The 675-nt window shown below is 55.1% G+C and carries 1 protein-coding gene; it reads right to left on the reverse strand.

The genetic code is table 11. The features are described from left to right. Positions 1–375: 375 nt before the first annotated feature. The coding region (locus BRAO375_RS38360; RefSeq protein ID WP_210161268.1) for a hypothetical protein at positions 376–675 on the reverse strand (300 nt) is incomplete at its 5' end.

Raw genomic sequence — 675 nt, forward strand, 5'->3', positions numbered from 1 at the left:
GCCGACTGGTGTGTCCTGTCATATTCAACGCCGTCATCCAGCGCGACAACGTCTTCGACCATTTCTGTCTGGAGATTTGCCAGGATCTGCTCAAAACGGCAGACGCCCGGCAAGATATGGCCGAACGCGTCTTGAAGTCGCTGGCAGCTGTTGCTCGATCTGAGTGAATCTAGGCTAGAACTGGGGCCGGGTACGAACTGTGCTCGTCAGCCAAATCGACCGCGGTCGCCATCTGGCGCTGTCTTACTGCTGCCGCTGCCAAGCCTGACATTTTAGTGCCTGGTTGCGATCGCGAAATGGTCTGTCGCGTTCTCATGATCGCCGATCGACCGGAACTGTCAGAGACAGGCGCACGTTTCAGAGCGCATAGTCGTATCATTCGCGATGAAAGCGCGAAAATAGATTCGGTAATCGCGTTAACATTTCTAAGTTCATCAGCGCGTGTCGTGAGCAAGGGTCATTGCGGCGGCTGTCTGCGGCAAAGAGCATTTCGAGCAGAATTTGCTTGAGACGAGCGACTGCTCGCGTCAGGAGCGCCGTCGAGATTAGGCAAATTGCCTTTGGCGAGAACTGCGAGGGAGCTATGATCATTAGTGAGTTCAGTCGGCGAACCATCAGTGCCATGGAGACGGCGTTGGAGCGCGCTTGCGCATTGAAGCCGGAATTGTTCGTGAA

Source organism: Bradyrhizobium sp. ORS 375 (assembly GCF_000239775.1).
Classification (GTDB): Bacteria; Pseudomonadota; Alphaproteobacteria; order Rhizobiales; family Xanthobacteraceae; genus Bradyrhizobium.